The following is a 17,643-nucleotide window of genomic DNA, read 5'->3' as shown; positions in this document are numbered from 1 at the left end:
TGAGGGGACCTTACATGTTAAAATTTATCTTCGCACTTTTTCTTATTGTAATTTTTACGGTTACAGGTTTCTTTACATTTTCATACTTTGCGACAGGAGAGTATGATGGGGCAGGTATCATATATACCACTGTTCCATTTCTTTCTTAAGCAAAATAAATAAAACGAGCTTAATTTTATTAAGCCCGTTTTATTTATTAATATCCATTTCGGTTGGTAAATCGATAATATATCTCCCAATATAGCAACCTCTTTAAAACTGTTTAACTGCATTACCAATACCCCAAATTTCATTACTGTACTGCAAAATTGTTCGATCGCTCGCAAAATGACCAGACTGTGCAATATTTAAAATCGACATTTCTAGCCACTTCGTTCGGTTCTCATAAGCTCTACCGACAGCCTCTTGTCTTTCAGCATATGGACCAAAATCTCGCAGAACGAAATATTCATCGTTTTGAATAACGAGAGAATCGTAAATCGCTTCAAATTCAGCTCCCGATTGTGCAAAGAAACCATTTGTTAATTGATCAACTACTTTTTTAATGTGTCTATTGTGGTGATAATAATCACTTGCACGATAGCCACCATTTTGATAGTAATGAAGAACTTCTTCGGCCGTTAAACCGAAAATAAAACAGTTATCATCACCGACCCGGTCTTTTATTTCAACGTTAGCACCGTCTAGCGTTCCGAGTGTAATCGCACCATTCATCATAAATTTCATATTACCTGTTCCCGATGCTTCTTTACTCGCCGTTGAAATTTGTTCACTTACATCCGCCGCTGGGAATATATCTTCCGCTAAAGAAACTCGATAGTTTTCTAGAAAGATAACTTTCATATATTGACTGACATACGGGTCATTATTTACTTTTCTTGCGAGTTCATTTATTAATTTAATAATTTTTTTCGCGTAATAATAGCCAGGTGATGCTTTCGCTCCAAAAATAAAAGTACGCGGATAAAATGTAAAACTAGCATCCTCTTTCAAACGGTTATATAAATATAAAATATGAAGAACATTTAATAATTGTCGTTTATAAGCATGTAATCTTTTCACTTGCACATCAAAAATAGAATTTGGATCAATGGTAATCCCCATTGTATTATGAATACGCTCTGCTAAAATCTCTTTACGCTCTTGTTTTACCTCTGCAAATTTCTCTTGGAAACTCGCATCATATTGAACTAATTGTAGCTCTTGAAGCTTAATCGGTTCTTTCTTCCACTCCGTTCCAATCGCCTCTGAAATGAGATTTGTTAACTGTGGATTTGCTTTCATAAGCCAGCGCCTATGAGCAATTCCATTCGTCTTATTATTAAACTTATCTGGATAAAATTCATAAAACAATCGCATTTCCCGCTGCTTTAATATTTCCGTATGAATTTTTGCTACACCGTTTACGCTATGGCTACCGACAATCGCTAAATGAGCCATTTTCACAAGGTCATGTGCAATAATCGCCATTGCTTCAATACGATCCCACTCATACGGATACTGTTCCCACAGTTCATGACAGAAACGTTCATTAATCTCTTCAATAATCATATAAATTCTCGGTAATAACGGTTTAAAAATGTGAATTGGCCACTTTTCGAGCGCTTCTGATAACGTCGTATGATTCGTATAAGAAATCGTCTGCGTCGTTATGTGCCAAGCTTCTTCCCATGCTAACTTTTCTTCGTCTAGTAAAATACGCATCAGTTCCGGAATTGCTAAAACCGGATGTGTATCGTTAATGTGGATCGCAATTTTTTCATGTAGTTGACGAAGGTCACCATATCTTTCTCTATGCATTCGAACGATATTTTGCAAACTTGCTGATACGAGGAAATACTGTTGTTTTAAACGAAGTATTTTTCCCTCATCATGCGTATCATCTGGATATAAAAACTCCGATACAGCCTCTGTTTCACGCTTATATTTCAAAATATCTTTGCAGTTTTGCGGGAAAGGAACTGGTTCAGCATTCCAAAGTCTAAGTGTATTTACAGTACTCGTCTCATAGCCAACTACCGGCACATCATATGGCACGGCCATAATGACTTCTGCATTTGTATGCCTAAACTCTAAACGCCCGTCAATTTCTAGCGGTTCAACACTGCCGAAATAACTTACTTCTACAGCTTGATCATACCTTCTTACTTCCCATACGTTTTCATGAAGAAGCCACTGTTCTGGAAATTCAACTTGATAACCATCAACAATTTTCTGATCAAACAAACCATGTTTATAACGAATTCCACAGCCGTGTCCTGGTAAGTTTAAAGATGCGAGTGAATCGAGAAAACAGGCTGCTAAGCGTCCAAGCCCACCATTACCAAGGCCTGCATCTGCTTCCACTTCTTCTAACTCTTGTAACGAAATCCCTAGTTCAGATAACCCCTGCTCGCATACATCTCGAATACCTAAATTCAAGATGTTACTTCCAAGCAAACGTCCAAGCAAAAACTCAATAGACAAGTAATACATTTGCTTTTGCTCTCCGGATCGATAACTCTCGTTCGTTGCAATCCATTGACTATTCATATACTCACGTACCATATGGCCGAGCGTATTATATTGATCACGAGTTGTAGAATCTTTAAAACTTTTACCATACATCGTCTCTAACTTTTCTAGAAAAGTTGATTTAAAACTTTCAACATGAGTAAACATTTTTTCACCACCTACATGTTATTCCATGAGACTTTTATACAATTCCTTATAAGCAAGAGCCGATTGCTCCCAGCTATAATCTTCATTCATCGCTTGTTTTACAAGCTGCTCCCACACTGGTTTATCGTGATAGAATTCAATTGCACGATGAATCGTATGTAGCATGTCATGTGCATTAAAATTCGTGAAACTGAAACCATTTCCTTCGCCTGTTTCTTCATCATAAGAATGTACCGTGTCGTTTAACCCACCTGTTTCTCTTACAATTGGAATTGTACCGTATGCTAATGCGATAAGTTGTCCAAGTCCACACGGTTCAAACAGCGATGGCATTAAAAACAAATCGCTTCCCGCATACACTTGGTGAGCTAATTCTTCATTAAATCCGATATAAACTTTTACCTTCTCCGGATACTCATATGCCATCCACTCAAAGAATTGCTCATATTCCGAATCACCTGAACCTAAAATAATACATTGTACATCTTCTTCCATTATTTCGCGGAATACAGTACGTACTAAATCAAGACCTTTTTGCTTCGTTAATCTCGTTACCATTGAAATAATTGGTGTATCCTCTTTTTCTGGCAAACCAAAATAACGCTGCAAGGCGCGTTTATTTTCACTCTTTTCATATAATGACTCTGCATCATACTGGGCCTTAATATACGAATCCGTTTCTGGATTATATACGCTCGTATCAATACCATTTACAATGCCGCTAAGCTTATCATTATATTTTCGCAGTAATCCATCTAACTTCTCACCGAAAAATTTATATTGAATTTCTTCTTTATACGTCGGGCTCACCGCTGTAATTTGATCCGAAGCGATAATACCGCCTTTCATAAAGTTTACGTTTCCATAAAACTCTAGCTGCTCACTATGAAAATATTCATCACCAAGCTCTAACAAGTCGTACATCACTTCAGGAGGAAATACACCTTGGAACTGCAAGTTATGAATCGTATATACCGTTTTAATACGCTCATATAACGGATTATCTTGATACTTTTCACGAAGTAAGAAATTAACCATAGCCGTATGCCAATCATGGCTATGAAGAACATCCACTTCAAAATCAAGGTGCGGAATACACTCTAACACTGCTTTTGAGAAATAAGAAAAACGCTCTCCGTCATCGTAATGCCCATACAGAGAATCTCTCTTAAAATAATATTCATTATCTATTAAGTAATACGTAATTCCGTCTTGCTCACCTTTTAAAATTCCACAATATTGATTTCTCCACCCAAGAGGGACGTTAATTACTTTATGTAACGTACATCCATCTCTTAACTTTTGCGGAATGAGACTATAATTCGGAAGTATAATACGAACGTCCACTCCTAATTTTTTTAGCTCTTTTGGGAGTGCACCCGCTACATCAGCTAATCCTCCCGATTTCACAAACGGTACACATTCTGATACTGCAAATAAAATATTCACTTGTTGTCCCACTGCGCGAAAAGTTTTTATTACTCCTCTTGCAGCTTCCTCCCTTCGAGTTTTCATTTAAATTAAAACTTTAATCAGTGGAGGAAAAAGCCCCCACTGATTCTTTAGGAATAACTATTAATCGTACTGTTTTGTACGCTTCCTTTTTCTACAACATACGGCTCATCGGCGCTTCCTTTTAATACGACACCGTCGCCAATTTTCACGTCTTTATCAATAATAACACCGTCTATTATACAGTTATCTCCAATTTGGCTCTTTTGCATAATAATACTGTTACGAATACTTGAACCTTTTCCAATTTTAACTGAACGGGAAACAACACTGTTTTCGACTTCCCCTTCAATAATACTGCCATTTGCAATCATTGTATTTTTCACGACTGCACCCTTTAAATAACGAGTTGGTGGCTCATCTTTTACTTTCGTAAAGATCGGTGCTTCTTTCTTAAATAATTGCTTCCAAATAGCAGGTTGCAAAATTTCTAAGCTATGTTTATAGTAACTTTCAATCGAGTCAATAATTGCTACATATCCAGTATGTTCATATGTAGCAATGTGTAATGATTTCCCGCGCTTTTCTCTCACTACATCAAATAAACTGTATTGTTCCACACCTTTATATGACTCAAATAAGTCTAACAATAATTGTTTCTTTAACACGTATGTTTGAAGCGAAACCCCTTCATGGCAAACTTCTGTAATATCAGCTGCCGTATGTATATGTCGCTCTAACACCGCTTGAAAATTTAATGCTGTTACGAGATGGCTATTCGTAATAACAACGTACTCTTCTCTGCTTCTTAGAAAATAATCAATATGTCTTCTAAAGTGTGCAAAAGACCCAAATTCATCTTGGTCACATTGGCAGTTTGGCGGGAATAAAAATAGTCCGTCTCGTTTTCTATCTAAATCCCACTGTTTTCCTGAACCAACATGGTCCATTAACGAACGATTTTTATGGCTTGTAAAAATTGCCACACTATGAATACTAGAATTCACCATATTTGAAAGCATGAAATCAATGAGTCGATAACGGCCCCCAAACGGTAACGCCGCTAGTGAACGATGCCCTGTTACTTTCTTTAAGGAAGGAAAACTTCCCGTTGCATTAATAATTCCTAACATTTTTTCTCCCATTCATTTCATCCCCCTTTTCTATTTCCCTTCAGCAATTAATACTACATCGTCAACATTCTTTTCTGGACGAATGATTGTTCCATCTTCGATAACCATTTCTGATCCAACAATCGCTCTTTCAATCACAACATTTTTACCAATCTTAGCCCCTGGCATAACGACAGAATCAATCACCATACTTCCTTCTTCCACCGTCACTCCTTGGAATAACACAGAATGCTTCACGTCCCCTTCAATGATGCATCCTTCGTTAATAAGCGATTCTTCTACTTTCGCCTTTTCAGCAATATATTGAGGCGGTTCGTTTGGATTGACAGAGTAAATACGCCAATTACGATCGTTTAAATTCAGTGATGTTTCATCGCGAAGCAAATCCATATTCGCTTCCCATAAGCTCTTCACCGTTCCAACATCTTTCCAATATCCTTCAAACGGATACGCCATTAACTTCTTCCCTTCATCCAATAAAAGCGGAAGTACGTCTTTTCCGAAATCGTTACTAGATTCAGGGTTTCTTGCATCCATCTCTAAATACTCTTTCAAAATTGACCAATTAAAAATATAGATTCCCATTGATGCAAGATTACTTCTTGGAAATTGTGGTTTCTCTTCAAACTCAACAATCTCCATTTCTTCATTTGTATTCATAATGCCAAAGCGACTCGCTTCATCCCAAGGTACTTCAATAACAGAAATGGATACGTCCGATTCTTTCTCAATATGGTAATCTAGCATCTTACTGTAATCCATTTTATAAATATGGTCGCCTGATAAAATAAGAACATACTCTGGTTCATATTGACTTAAATAGTTTAAGTTTTGATAAATGGCACTTGCCGTACCTGTGTACCACTTCACACCTGAAGACTCCGCATAAGGAGGTAATACTGTGACTCCACCGCTTACTCGGTCTAAATCCCATGCATTGCCGATTCCGATATAATTATGAAGTTCTAGTGGTTGATATTGCGTTAAAATCCCAACCGTTTCAATACCAGAATTTGCGCAGTTACTTAGCGTAAAATCAATAATGCGATATTTACCACCAAATGGAACAGCTGGCTTGGCTAAATTTTTTGTTAATGCACTTAATCGACTACCTTTTCCCCCTGCTAGTAACATTGCTACGCACTTTTGTTTTTGAGCCATCTTGTTTTTTGCTCCCCTTTCTCGTCTTCACTGGTCGTAATATGGATACGCCAAATGGTGGAATTGTAATCTCTACATGTGCTGCTTGATTATGGTACGGTTCTAGAATCGTCTTAAGACGTTTCTTATTCACTTGCCCCGAACCGCCATATTGCTGTGCATCACTGTTTAAAATCTCGTTATAATACTCGAAATCTGGTACACCTACTTTATAGTTTTCATATGTAGCTTTCGTAAAATTACATACGATAACTAACGCATCCTCTTGTTTATCCCCTTGGCGGATAAACGAGAAAATACTTTGCTCGTTATTATTAGCATCAATCCACTGAAAACCTTCAGGCGAATGATCAAGCTGCCAAAGTGGTTTTGAGCGCTTATACAATGCTATGAGCTCTTTAAAGTAATCATGCATATAACGATGCATTTCAAAATCATGTAAATTCCAATCTAAATCTTCAAGGTCTTTCCACTCATCAAACTGTCCGAATTCCCCTCCCATGAAAAGTAATTTCTTTCCTGGGTGAGTAAAGAAATATCCATATAATAAACGAAGCTGAGCAAACTTATCCCAGTAATCACCTGGCATTTTATTTAATAACGACTTTTTCCCATGAACGACTTCATCATGAGAAAGCGGTAATATGAAGTTTTCAGAGTACGCATATAGCAAAGAAAACGTCATTTTCTCATGAATGTGTTTCCTATATTCAGGCGCACACTCCATATATTTCAGCACGTCATTCATCCAGCCCATGTTCCATTTGTAATTGAACCCAAGCCCACCTTCATACGTTGGAGTTGTTACAAGTGGCCAAGCTGTTGAATCTTCTGCCGTCATAAGAAAATCTTCATCCTCTGCAAACACTGCTTCATTCAACTCTCTTAAAAATGAAACAGCATGCTCATTACTTTGCTCTTGTCCTTCTTTATTCCAGTACAACATGTTCGCAACTGCATCTACTCTGAAACCATCAATATGGAAATATCTCATCCAAAATAACGCATTTGAAATTAAGAAATTACGTACCTCTCTCTTTCCTAAATCAAAATTGACAGTTCCCCATACTGGATTTTCTTGTACATCTTTATCTTTATATTCATAGGTCGGTGTGCCATCAAACAAATATAAACCGTGAGCATCTTTACAAAAATGCCCCGGCACCCAATCTAAAATGACACCGATTCCATATTTATGACATTCGTCGACAAAATACATTAAATCATGCGGTGTACCAAATCTACTCGTCGCTGCATAATATCCCGTTCCTTGATATCCCCAAGAACGATCATATGGATGCTCAACAAGCGGCATAATTTCAATATGTGTAAATTGATGTTCCACCACATATGGAATGAGTTCTTCTACCATTTCCCTGTAAGAATACAGTGTTCCATCTTCTTTCTTTTTCCAAGAACCAAAATGCAATTCATAAACTGTCATCGCTTCTTTATAAATCGATTTTTTCTTTTTCTTACGAGTCCAGTTTTTATCATTCCATTCATATCCCTTTATATCAAAAACTACAGATGCCGTATTCGGTCTTACTTCTGCATATACAGCATACGGATCTGCCTTTAAAATGACGTCACCAGCCAACGTTTCAATCGCATATTTATATATTTCTCCTTCTTCAATATGCGGTATAAACAAGGACCAAATGCCTTCTTCTGTCACTTGTAGCATTTTATGTTGCTCATAATCCCACTCATTAAAATCTCCAACAACACTCATTGCTTTCGCATGAGGAGCCCACACTGTAAATCGTACCCCTTGAATCTCACCTTCCGTCACAACATGTGCGCCAAAGATGTTATAACTTTCATAGTACTTTTCTGTATGAAACTCATCTCGTTTCACTTCTTCACAATTTATTACACTCAATATGCTCACCTCACTTAGATGACAGAATTTTTTATACTTTAACTATTTCTGCGAAAAACTGCAATATCCTTGTTAATTTATAAAAAACATTCGTTTTTTTCTTAAAAATGTTAGTTTTCCTTCACATTTCCGTGTAAAATATCGAATTTTGACGAATATTCATTGAAAACGCTTTATTATTTTTCTATATTTTTACCAATTATTTTTTCTCAACCTTTATTTTATTATGTTTATCCTATTTTTCATGCTATTTTCCACTTAAAATCAAAACAAAATAATCTGTCATAAAAAAATGTTTCTCAATATTTTTTGTCACAATTTTATTGAAATGCGAAATTCATAAGCATATACTTGTTCTCAATAAAGAACATCGATCTTTCGTAACTACAATTCATAGCGGACTACTATGTTTACTTATTTATCCTTGTTGCGAACGGTTGCTATACAAATTTAACTAGGAGGCTTTCTTATGTCATTAAAACAAAAAGTAGGAATGGGAGTTATCACCGCTTCACTTGGCTTATCCCTTACATTCGGCGGTGTATTCGCCTATTTCAGTGATTCAGAAACATCAAGTAACTCATTTCAAGCTGGAACACTAGATCTTTCTATTAATCCAAGTGTAATCGTTAATGTGAAAGATTTAAAACCAGGTGATTTTATTGAAAGGAACTTCAAGCTTGAAAATAAAGGTACATTGGATATCGCAAAAGTAGCACTTGAAACATCATATGAAGTTACAGATGCAAAGCAAAATAATGACGGTGAAGATTTAGGTGATCACATTATCGTCAAGTTTCTAGTAAATGATGGACAGCCATCTAATCCAAACGATGATCATGAGATTTTGTGGGAAACAAAACTATCACAATTAAAAACTATGAAACCTGAAGATGTCGCTACGTCTCTAGAACGTCATAACTTAATAGATGGTATTAAATCTGGTGAAACAGATTACTTACACGTCCTCTTCTCATTTGAAGATAACAACCAAGATCAAAATAAATTTCAAGGTGATTCCATGCAGCTAAACTGGACATTCCATGCTGAGCAAACAGCAGGCGTGGAGAAATAATTTTTAAAAATATAAATTACCGGAGGCCTATACATGAAAAAGAAAAATCGTTTTGTTACCGGAATTGTAACGGCTGGCGTTCTATTTTCAACTGCCCTTCCGTTCAATGTACTTGCTGAAAGTCCTATTAACCAAATTGAATCTTCAAATGCTCATTCTATATTCTCTAAGCTTTCTAAAGAACAACGCCTGGCATTACAAACAGTAGATGCCAACCCTGGTTTTACAATTTCACCAGATATTAATACGAGTAGTTCTGAGCCTGTAAATATCATCGTAGAATTTCAAACTGCTCCAGTAAAGATTAATGAATTAAAACAAAAAGAAAAAGGATTACAGTCTGCTCCTGAAAATATAAAAGCACGTATTGATCAAGAACATGAAGAATTCGAAAAAGGACTAAAACGTCTTTATCAATTCAGCCCATCAGTAAAATCAGGAAACTTCCAGTCTGTACAAATTAAACGTTCTTATAAGCATGCGATAAATGGTGTTGCGATGACATTACCAGCAAATACAGTTGAAGAGTTGTTACGGATTGGCGTTGTAAAACGCATTTGGAAAGATTACGAAGTGAAATTAAATTTACCAAAACAAGCTGAGCAAAAAGCGCCTCAAAAACTAACAGATAGCATCCCGCAAATTGGAGTAGATAAGTTACATAGTGAGGGCATTACCGGAAAAGGAATTAAAGTTGGTGTATTAGATACAGGTATTGATTACAATCATCCTGACTTAAAAGACGTATATAAAGGCTATCGCGCGAAACCTGGTGAGGACTCTAGCAAAGTAGACCCAAACTCAGTAAAGGGTTGGGACTTTATTAATAACGATGCAGATCCAATGGAAACTACTTATTCAGAATGGCAACAATCTGGTGCTCCTGAATTTGATAGCCGTGGTTCTTCCTTCTACACCGCCCACGGTACTCACGTAGCAGGTATCGTTTCTGCTCAAAAGAAAAATACATCAGATTCCGCAGTAAAAGGCGTTGCACCTGGCATTGAACTGTATAACTATCGTGTACTCGGTCCATACGGAAGCGGAGATAGTTCTGGTATTATTGCTGCAATCGATAAATCTATTTCTGACGGTATGAATGTTATTAACTTATCATTAGGTGACGATAGCAACAATCCACTCGATCCAACATCTATCGCTGTCAATAACGCGATGCTTTCCGGTGTTGTTACAGTCGTTGCTGCTGGTAACTCTGGTCCAAATCCATCAACACTCGGTTCACCAGGTGCTTCTCCATTTGCAATTACGGTTGGAGCAAGTGATAGCTCTATTTCCTTACCGAAACTATCAGGCCATGCTGGACAATTACAATTTCCTAACTTAATTTTATTCGGCAAAAATTTCACTGATAAAATAGAGGATTTCAAAGGACAATCTCTATCTATTGAATCTATAGGAATCGGTACGCCTGACGAGTTTAGTAAAAAAGATGTAAAAGGAAAAATCGCTCTCGTTGCACGTGGTACACTGTCATTTGATGAAAAAATTGCTAACGCAAAACAAGCTGGCGCAAAGGCCGTTATTATTTATAACAATGTGGACGGAGAAATTCCTTTCTACGTTGGCGAAAGCACAAAATACATTCCAGCATTCCGCCTAACGAAAGAAGACGGTGAAAAACTAAAAGCTCAAATCGAACAAGGTAATACATCCTTTACTTTTGACGAACTTAGTTATATTCAAACAGAAGGCGATCATCTTGCAGACTTTAGCTCACGCGGTCCTGTTACATCAAATGATGATATTAAACCAGATATTACAGCGCCTGGTGTTGCTGTACTTTCAACAGTACCTGAATATATTAATGACCCACAAGAGGGCGAAAACTATGACGTTTCCTATGAGCGTATGCAAGGAACATCTATGGCTTCTCCTCATATCGCGGGCGTTGCTGCTCTTATTTTACAAGAACACCCAGAATACTCTCCATTCGATGTAAAGGCGTCTCTTATGAACACAGCTGATGATTTAAAAGAAAAGTATTCCGTATATGAAGTTGGAGCTGGACGAGTAGATGCATACAACTCCGTTCATACGGAAACAAGTTTTAAAGTGCTAGATACAACAAAAACAGTTGTAAATGATGAAGGAATTGAAGTACCAGAAGAAACCGGATCCATTGCATTCGGGAAGTTCTATCAAAAAGACGGTGAAGCTCTTGAACAAAAACGAAATATAAAAGTGGAAAACCATAATAAACAAGAAAAAAAAGAATTTAAAACAGAAATTTCTTATACACCAGCTTCTCCTTCTATTAACGACGCTACCGCAAATGGTGTAAAAGTTTCTACCCGAGAAACAATTACTGTTGATGCTGGAAAATCAGATGAGGTTGAAGCAAAAATTAATATTCCAGCTGGCGTGAAGCAAGGCCGATATGAAGGATATATTCATATTACAAATACGAAAAATAAAGAAGAAACGTATCAAATACCATTCTCTATTCGTGTATCAGAGCCTGGTATTGAAAATGCTTTTTTATCAAGAAAAGCCATTTCAACTGATACATCTAAATTCAATCCATATCGTGAATCGTATTTACACGGAGCATTCCAATTAAATAGCGACCTTGAGACGTTAGACCTTATCGTGAAGGATTCAAAAACAAATAAAGCGCTTGGCTTCATTGGAACATTAAACACAAGCGGACTAAAAACGGATGTGTATTACTACTTAGATTCATTCTTTAACGGCAGAGTATATCCTTTCACAAATGATCCTGCAAAACCAATTGGTGATGAGAAAATCGACTTACCAGAAGGCGATTACACAATTGAATTTGTTGGTTATGATAAGGCTGGGAAAGCACGTGTGAAAGGTGATTATGTCGTAATTGATAATACACCGCCAGAAGTAAAACTAACTGGATTAAAACCTGGTATTTATGAATTAAATGAAGAAAACTATACAGTAGAAGACGGTAAAAAGGCATTATGGATTAAAGGAAATGTGTATGATTCGAATGTTGACTACTTAAAAGGAAAAGGATTAAACATTACGCAAGAAGCAAACGGAGTGATGTATTATGACTATTCTCCATACTTGCATAAGTTTTTACCTATTAATGCAAACGGTGACTTTAAAGTTGGCATTACTCCTGAATCCTTTAAAGTGGAAGGTCCAATGAACACAGGGGTATATATTTTCGATTATGCAACTGCAGGAGCTGACTATCCAAGCGGTGTAAATAACTATTGGTTTATCCCGCAAGGAGCTCAATATGCGAAAGCTAGCTATAATAAAAAAGAAGTATATAAAGGTGATGAATTCACTGTAACGCTAAACGCCAAACATGTGAAACAGTTTGTTGCTGGGGAATTTAACGTAAAATTCCTAGAAAAGAACTTCAAATTTGCAAATGCGAAATTGAATCCTGCTTTTGAAAAACTCCTTTCTGAAAAAGGGGTAACAGCAAAAGTAAATGAACCGAAGCTAGAAGCAGGCTCTGTTACAGTTGGCGGTGCTATCGATGACAAAAACTTCGCTGGATTAGATGGTGATTTCCCGTTCATTGATGTAACGTTCAAAGTAGAAAACGATGAGTTTTATGAAGCAAATGCTCAATTAGAGTTACCAGTGTTTGTATACTGGAAACCAGGAGAAACAGAGCCAAATAGAATGCGTGTCCTTCAAGATCAATCATTCTCAGTAATGTCCTTAAACTCATTAGTAGAAGGAAATATTAAGCTTGGTGCATTCTTAAATGAACGTGGATATTTAGATGAAAAGTTCGATTATACAAAGCTTGGCGTAAAAGTATATGCGACTGATTCTTATCGTCATAAGTTTGAAGGCTCACTAGATAAATACGGATACTTCAAACTAAATGGACTTCCAGTTAATAAACGCGACTATAACTTATATGTAGAGGTGCCAGGACATTTAACAAGCCGCCTAACAACGAAACTTGGTACTGAAAAAGACGGTAAGCTGCTTGGCCAATATTATTATGCAAGACCTGACGAAAACCTTGCCGGCGATGTAAATGCTGATAAAGTAATCGATATTAGAGATGCTGAAATTATCGCTAGCAACTATGGCAAAAAAGGACTAACTGTAAAAGACGGAGACCTTAATAAAGATGGGATTGTCGATGAAAAAGATATTCGCTTCGTCGAAAAGAACTTCTTGAAAAAAGGTCCAGATGCATCTAAATCACAAACACCTGTAGAAAAATCCAAAAGCGGTACACTGGCAGATATTTTAAAGAAATTAGGATTAACGCCTAAAAAATGATAAAGTGAAACTTTAATCAGTGTGGGGGGGGTTCATCGCCCACTGATTATTAGTTGAACCAATCGGGCTTTTACGGGCAGTTGATCACCAAACTAACTTCTTTGCTTTCGCTGCATTTTGAGGTGGGGATCTTACTGCCCGTTAATGCGGGATAATAAAAAGCACTCTACTTAAAGTAGAGTGCTTTTTTCTATAAACGACCCTGATCCAGCAAAAGGGGTATATTGGGGATATACAAGGGAAACCGGAAAAGGAATTTATATTAAATTATATGAATTTAGAGGTAGGAAGCAGTGTCCCGCCCCTGAATGATTTAGCAATTATTATAGTACTGGTGCCATTGTTTCTTTTAATACTTTTACAGAATGAGCGAACTTCGCTTTTTCTTCTTCATTTAACTCAAGCTCTACGATTTCACGTACACCTTCGCGGTTAATTACAGCTGGAACACCTACGTAAGCATCTTTCTCACCGTATTGGCCTTCAAGGTATGCAGATACAGTTAATACGCTGTTCTCGTTGTTTAAGATTGCTTTAGTTACACGAAGTAGTGACATACCGATTCCGTAGTAAGTTGCACCTTTACGCTCGATGATATGGTAAGCTGCATCACGTACATTTTCGAAGATTTTATCTAAGTCTTCTTGTTTGTACTGTTCGTTGTTAGCTAAGATTGTTTCTAGTTTTTGTACACCGATAGTAGCGTGGCTCCATACTGGAAGTTCAGTGTCACCGTGTTCACCAACGATGTAAGCATGAACGTTACGTGGATCTACATCTAAGTAGTCACCTAACATGTAACGGAAACGAGCAGAGTCTAAAGTAGTACCAGAACCGATTACGCGCTCTTTCGGTAAACCAGATTCTTTCCAAGTTACGTAAGTTAAAATATCAACTGGGTTAGTTGCGATTAAGAAGATTCCATCGAATCCACTATCCATAATGCCGCGAACGATTTGTTTAAAGATCTTTGTATTTTTCTCAACTAAGTCTAAACGAGTTTCACCTGGCTTTTGTGGTAACCCAGCAGTGATAACAACTAAATCTGCATCTTTACAATCTGCATAGCTACCGCTCCAAACTTTTGTTGGTGATGGAGAGAATGGTACCGCATGGCTTAAGTCCATTGCTTCCCCTTCTGCTTTTGCTTCATTAACATCTACTAATACGAATTCTTCAGCTACACCTTGGTTGATCATTGAGTAAGCGTAACTACAACCTACAGCTCCTGTTCCTACTAATACTACACGATTGATACCTTTTTTCATGGTAATTTCCCCTCTCTATTGTTCACATATATTTTTTTATGATTGTTTAAGTAATTAATTAAAATACTAATTTAATGTTGTTTAACTTCTTTACATTCATATTGTAGCACGTATTATTGTGAATTACTTCACAAATTATGACCTATTTGTGAACTTTTTCACATAGAGTGTAAAGTTATTGGAATAGGTGTGGAATCCATTTCAATGGAGGCGTTTTCTTTAGATTGTGAAAGGGTTTTTCTTGTGGTTTTCATCGGTAAGTGAAATTATATCGGCGATTTTTAGAATATATCGACCGTAACTCCAAATATATCAGCGATTATTAAAATTTATCGATCGTAACTCAAATTATATCAGCGATTTTTGCAATATATCGACTTACCGACAAAACTCGACAATAATGACAACATAAAAAAGCTGTCTCCAGTAGGTCACCCTATTGAGAGGCAGCTTCTTCTATATATTATTTATTTTCCACAGTAGCTCCCGGATGTATTTTCATCGTTTTCTCCAAGTGTAGGAGGCTACAGCCATACAGCTGGGGTAAAAGTTCAAGTTGAAGTTGCAACAGCGAATACTTCATATTTCTTCTATTGCATAAAAAAGCAGACTATTCAAAGTCCACTTTTACACAACAAAAAAGAGATAGCAGATTATGCTATCTCTTTTAGTATGACCCGTACGGGATTCGAACCCGTGTTACCGCCGTGAAAGGGCGGTGTCTTAACCACTTGACCAACGGGCCAGTTCTGGCAGAGAAGAAGGGATTCGAACCCTCGCACCGCGTTCGCGATCTACTCCCTTAGCAGGGGAGCCCCTTGAGCCACTTGGGTACTTCTCTATAAATATGGCTCCGCAGGTAGGACTCGAACCTACGACCGATCGGTTAACAGCCGATAGCTCTACCACTGAGCTACTGCGGAACAATTATGGTGGGCCTAAATGGACTCGAACCATCGACCTCACGCTTATCAGGCGTGCGCTCTAACCAGCTGAGCTATAGGCCCATAATTGAAAAGCGGGTGAAGAGAATCGAACTCTCGACCAGAGCTTGGAAGGCTCTTGTTTTACCACTAAACTACACCCGCATTAAATTGTAAATGGTGAGCCATGAAGGACTCGAACCTTCGACCCTCTGATTAAAAGTCAGATGCTCTACCAACTGAGCTAATGGCTCATTTTGAAAGTGGTGCCGACTAGAGGACTTGAACCCCCAACCTACTGATTACAAGTCAGTTGCTCTACCAATTGAGCTAAGTCGGCTTGCGACTTCAAAATGGTGGCTCGGGACGGAATCGAACCGCCGACACGAGGATTTTCAGTCCTCTGCTCTACCGACTGAGCTACCGAGCCTTTATGTAAAAATGGCGGTCCCGACCGGGGTCGAACCGGCGATCTCCTGCGTGACAGGCAGGCATGTTAACCACTACACCACGGGACCATTTGGTTGCGGGGACAGGATTTGAACCTGCGACCTTCGGGTTATGAGCCCGACGAGCTACCGTGCTGCTCCACCCCGCGATGGTAAAATATTTACTTTAGAAAAAATGGAGGAGGTAGAGGGATTCGAACCCCCGCGCGACTCTCGCCGCCTGTCGGTTTTCAAGACCGATCCCTTCAGCCGAACTTGGGTATACCTCCGAGATATATACGTCTAATGGTGGACCTTGTAGGACTCGAACCTACGACCGGACGGTTATGAGCCGTCTGCTCTAACCAGCTGAGCTAAAGGTCCTTTATGGTAGCGGCGGAGGGGATCGAACCCCCGACCTCACGGGTATGAACCGTACGCTCTAGCCAGCTGAGCTACACCGCCATAAATGATATTAATATAAGTGGAGCCTAGCGGGATCGAACCGCTGACCTCCTGCGTGCAAGGCAGGCGCTCTCCCAGCTGAGCTAAGGCCCCATGTTTTTTAGGAATATCGGGAAGACAGGATTTGAACCTGCGACCCCCTGGTCCCAAACCAGGTGCTCTACCAAGCTGAGCCACTTCCCGTTAATAAAAGCGCGCCCGAGAGGAGTCGAACCCCTAACCTCTTGATCCGTAGTCAAACGCTCTATCCAATTGAGCTACGGGCGCATATGGTGCCGAGGGCGGGGGTCGAACCCGCACGGTGGTCACCCACCGCAGGATTTTAAGTCCTGTGCGTCTGCCTGTTCCGCCACCCCGGCATGTCATATTGAAAATTGGAGCGGAAGACGGGATTCGAACCCGCGACCCCAACCTTGGCAAGGTTGTATTCTACCACTGAACTACTTCCGCAAGACATGTATGAGTTATTTAATTAAAAGTGCGGGTGAAGGGAGTCGAACCCCCACGCCAAAGGCGCCAGATCCTAAGTCTGGTGCGTCTGCCAATTCCGCCACACCCGCATATTAATTTATTTAAGAAAAATGGGGCGACTGATGGGAATCGAACCCACGAATGCCGGAGCCACAATCCGGTGCGTTAACCACTTCGCCACAACCGCCATGATTTCTGGTGCCGACTAGAGGACTTGAACCCCCAACCTACTGATTACAAGTCAGTTGCTCTACCAATTGAGCTAAGTCGGCTAAATGGTGGAGGATGACGGGATCGAACCGCCGACCCCCTGCTTGTAAGGCAGGTGCTCTCCCAGCTGAGCTAATCCTCCATTTGCCTGGCAACGTCCTACTCTCACAGGGACAAGGTCCCAACTACCATCGGCGCTAGAGAGCTTAACTTCCGTGTTCGGTATGGGAACGGGTGTGACCTCTCTGCCATCA

General features: G+C 38.8%; 9 protein-coding genes, 22 tRNA genes and 1 rRNA gene. 3 read left to right on the top strand and 29 right to left on the bottom strand.

Annotation, left to right across the window (positions count from 1 at the left end; all coding sequences use genetic code 11):
• Positions 1-14 precede the first annotated feature (14 nt).
• A complete protein-coding gene (locus ACTFRU_RS27050) occupies positions 15-149 on the top strand; it encodes a hypothetical protein (RefSeq protein WP_000911075.1) in 135 nt (44 codons plus the stop codon).
• Positions 150-252: 103 nt separating this feature from the next.
• On the opposite strand, the gene glgP is transcribed toward ACTFRU_RS27050, so the two are convergent.
• From glgP to glgB, 5 genes are all read right to left on the bottom strand, one after another.
• Complete coding sequence (gene glgP, locus ACTFRU_RS27045; protein WP_000494108.1) at positions 253-2,661, bottom strand: glycogen phosphorylase; 2,409 nt, start codon at positions 2,659-2,661, stop codon at positions 253-255.
• 18 nt (positions 2,662-2,679) lie between these two features.
• Positions 2,680-4,110: a glycogen synthase GlgA gene (gene glgA, locus ACTFRU_RS27040; protein WP_033691681.1), complete on the bottom strand. Its 1,431-nt coding sequence runs from the start codon at positions 4,108-4,110 to the stop codon at positions 2,680-2,682.
• A 113-nt stretch (positions 4,111-4,223) separates the two neighbouring features.
• On the bottom strand, positions 4,224-5,258 hold the full coding sequence (glgD, locus tag ACTFRU_RS27035) for a glucose-1-phosphate adenylyltransferase subunit GlgD (protein ID WP_440037972.1): 1,035 nt from the start codon (positions 5,256-5,258) through the stop codon (positions 4,224-4,226).
• A gap of 18 nt (positions 5,259-5,276) precedes the next feature.
• Positions 5,277-6,407, bottom strand: coding sequence for a glucose-1-phosphate adenylyltransferase (gene glgC, locus ACTFRU_RS27030; protein ID WP_000057618.1), 1,131 nt, complete (start codon positions 6,405-6,407; stop codon positions 5,277-5,279).
• A complete protein-coding gene (glgB, locus tag ACTFRU_RS27025) occupies positions 6,355-8,292 on the bottom strand; it encodes a 1,4-alpha-glucan branching protein GlgB (RefSeq protein WP_017656851.1) in 1,938 nt (645 codons plus the stop codon). Before glgB ends, glgC begins: the two co-directional genes overlap by 53 nt.
• Positions 8,293-8,761: 469 nt before the next feature.
• Here glgB and ACTFRU_RS27020 point away from each other — a divergent pair, with 469 nt between their 5' ends.
• Together ACTFRU_RS27020 and ACTFRU_RS27015 are read left to right on the top strand one after the other, a co-directional pair.
• On the top strand, positions 8,762-9,367 hold the full coding sequence (locus tag ACTFRU_RS27020; RefSeq protein WP_440037971.1) for a TasA family protein: 606 nt from the start codon (positions 8,762-8,764) through the stop codon (positions 9,365-9,367).
• A gap of 33 nt (positions 9,368-9,400) precedes the next feature.
• Positions 9,401-13,624, top strand: coding sequence for a S8 family serine peptidase (locus tag ACTFRU_RS27015; RefSeq protein WP_440037970.1), 4,224 nt, complete (start codon positions 9,401-9,403; stop codon positions 13,622-13,624).
• 323 nt (positions 13,625-13,947) lie between these two features.
• On the opposite strand, the gene ACTFRU_RS27010 is transcribed toward ACTFRU_RS27015, so the two are convergent.
• The 24 genes from ACTFRU_RS27010 to rrf all read right to left on the bottom strand — a co-directional run.
• On the bottom strand, positions 13,948-14,892 hold the full coding sequence (locus ACTFRU_RS27010) for an L-lactate dehydrogenase (protein ID WP_000715339.1): 945 nt from the start codon (positions 14,890-14,892) through the stop codon (positions 13,948-13,950).
• A gap of 673 nt (positions 14,893-15,565) precedes the next feature.
• Positions 15,566-15,637 (bottom strand) — tRNA-Glu (locus ACTFRU_RS27005).
• 5 nt (positions 15,638-15,642) lie between these two features.
• Positions 15,643-15,733: transfer RNA gene (locus tag ACTFRU_RS27000), tRNA-Ser, on the bottom strand.
• 7 nt (positions 15,734-15,740) lie between these two features.
• Positions 15,741-15,815 (bottom strand) — tRNA-Asn (locus ACTFRU_RS26995).
• Between the two features lie 7 nt (positions 15,816-15,822).
• A tRNA-Ile gene (locus ACTFRU_RS26990) sits at positions 15,823-15,899 on the bottom strand.
• 10 nt (positions 15,900-15,909) lie between these two features.
• A tRNA-Gly gene (locus ACTFRU_RS26985) sits at positions 15,910-15,980 on the bottom strand.
• Between the two features lie 13 nt (positions 15,981-15,993).
• Positions 15,994-16,069: transfer RNA gene (locus tag ACTFRU_RS26980), tRNA-Lys, on the bottom strand.
• Positions 16,070-16,079: 10 nt separating this feature from the next.
• Positions 16,080-16,155, bottom strand: a tRNA-Thr gene (locus tag ACTFRU_RS26975).
• Between the two features lie 14 nt (positions 16,156-16,169).
• Positions 16,170-16,245: transfer RNA gene (locus tag ACTFRU_RS26970), tRNA-Phe, on the bottom strand.
• A gap of 12 nt (positions 16,246-16,257) precedes the next feature.
• Positions 16,258-16,333, bottom strand: a tRNA-Asp gene (locus tag ACTFRU_RS26965).
• Positions 16,334-16,336: 3 nt separating this feature from the next.
• Positions 16,337-16,413: transfer RNA gene (locus ACTFRU_RS26960), tRNA-Met, on the bottom strand.
• 27 nt (positions 16,414-16,440) lie between these two features.
• Positions 16,441-16,533: transfer RNA gene (locus tag ACTFRU_RS26955), tRNA-Ser, on the bottom strand.
• Between the two features lie 17 nt (positions 16,534-16,550).
• Positions 16,551-16,627 (bottom strand) — tRNA-Ile (locus tag ACTFRU_RS26950).
• Between the two features lie 4 nt (positions 16,628-16,631).
• Positions 16,632-16,708: transfer RNA gene (locus ACTFRU_RS26945), tRNA-Met, on the bottom strand.
• Between the two features lie 20 nt (positions 16,709-16,728).
• Positions 16,729-16,801: transfer RNA gene (locus ACTFRU_RS26940), tRNA-Ala, on the bottom strand.
• A 16-nt stretch (positions 16,802-16,817) separates the two neighbouring features.
• Positions 16,818-16,891 (bottom strand) — tRNA-Pro (locus ACTFRU_RS26935).
• A 10-nt stretch (positions 16,892-16,901) separates the two neighbouring features.
• Positions 16,902-16,975: transfer RNA gene (locus tag ACTFRU_RS26930), tRNA-Arg, on the bottom strand.
• A 3-nt stretch (positions 16,976-16,978) separates the two neighbouring features.
• Positions 16,979-17,067 (bottom strand) — tRNA-Leu (locus ACTFRU_RS26925).
• Positions 17,068-17,083: 16 nt separating this feature from the next.
• Positions 17,084-17,158: transfer RNA gene (locus tag ACTFRU_RS26920), tRNA-Gly, on the bottom strand.
• Positions 17,159-17,187: 29 nt separating this feature from the next.
• A tRNA-Leu gene (locus ACTFRU_RS26915) sits at positions 17,188-17,268 on the bottom strand.
• A gap of 22 nt (positions 17,269-17,290) precedes the next feature.
• Positions 17,291-17,366: transfer RNA gene (locus tag ACTFRU_RS26910), tRNA-His, on the bottom strand.
• A 9-nt stretch (positions 17,367-17,375) separates the two neighbouring features.
• Positions 17,376-17,451: transfer RNA gene (locus ACTFRU_RS26905), tRNA-Thr, on the bottom strand.
• A 4-nt stretch (positions 17,452-17,455) separates the two neighbouring features.
• A tRNA-Val gene (locus ACTFRU_RS26900) sits at positions 17,456-17,531 on the bottom strand.
• 4 nt (positions 17,532-17,535) lie between these two features.
• Positions 17,536-17,643: ribosomal RNA gene (rrf, locus tag ACTFRU_RS26895) — 5S ribosomal RNA — on the bottom strand; the annotation flags it as partial.

Origin of the sequence: Bacillus cereus group sp. MYBK220-1 (assembly GCF_051916445.1) — a bacterium.
In the GTDB taxonomy this organism is placed as follows: Bacteria; Bacillota; Bacilli; order Bacillales; family Bacillaceae_G; genus Bacillus_A; species Bacillus_A cereus.
This window is presented reverse-complemented; position numbering and strand designations above follow the sequence as displayed.

Bases quoted from the DNA above. Each gene is read 5' to 3' on its own strand.
- ACTFRU_RS27050 (WP_000911075.1), top strand. From the start codon at position 15: ATGTTAAAATTTATCTTCGCACTTTTTCTTATTGTAATTTTTACGGTT.
- glgP (WP_000494108.1), bottom strand. From the start codon at position 2,661: ATGTTTACTCATGTTGAAAGTTTTAAATCAACTTTTCTAGAAAAGTTA.
- glgD (WP_440037972.1), bottom strand. From the start codon at position 5,258: ATGGGAGAAAAAATGTTAGGAATTATTAATGCAACGGGAAGTTTTCCT.
- glgC (WP_000057618.1), bottom strand. From the start codon at position 6,407: ATGGCTCAAAAACAAAAGTGCGTAGCAATGTTACTAGCAGGGGGAAAA.
- ACTFRU_RS27020 (WP_440037971.1), top strand. From the start codon at position 8,762: ATGTCATTAAAACAAAAAGTAGGAATGGGAGTTATCACCGCTTCACTT.
- ACTFRU_RS27015 (WP_440037970.1), top strand. From the start codon at position 9,401: ATGAAAAAGAAAAATCGTTTTGTTACCGGAATTGTAACGGCTGGCGTT.
- ACTFRU_RS27010 (WP_000715339.1), bottom strand. From the start codon at position 14,892: ATGAAAAAAGGTATCAATCGTGTAGTATTAGTAGGAACAGGAGCTGTA.